1 protein-coding gene is annotated in these 371 nt (G+C 50.9%); it reads right to left on the reverse strand.

The window, feature by feature from the left end; translation table 11 throughout:
* Positions 1–371 (reverse strand): hypothetical protein (locus CWC28_RS22145; RefSeq protein ID WP_212746827.1); only part of this gene is annotated, 371 nt, incomplete at both ends.

Raw genomic sequence — 371 nt, forward strand, 5'->3', positions numbered from 1 at the left:
CTGCAACTTTCCAGTGGCCAGGTATTTTCCGGCTGATTTGCTCTACCAACTCCTGGGCTTTGCTATCAACAGCGGCCTCTGCCTCCAGCCACAACATCCAGCGCAAATCCGTTACCGCTTCCTGAAGTGTTAACAGACGTTGGTGAATAGTCATGGTAGATGGGCAACTGCCGACCCAAGGATACATATAGATAACATCTCCTTCGCGACCATCGGTGGGATCAAAAGGATCTGCAGTCGGCATACGGCCATGCCAGTGCAGATAACCATCAGCACCGGACTTCCATAAAAAGAATCCGGCCGCCAGCCTGGGGTTTGGCATGTTGTACAACCAGACATTCCGGTTATTTTTGATCGCAGCAATGGAATCT

This window comes from Pseudoalteromonas sp. S4492 (assembly GCF_005886115.1).
Lineage (GTDB): Bacteria > Pseudomonadota > Gammaproteobacteria > Enterobacterales > Alteromonadaceae > Pseudoalteromonas > Pseudoalteromonas gelatinilytica.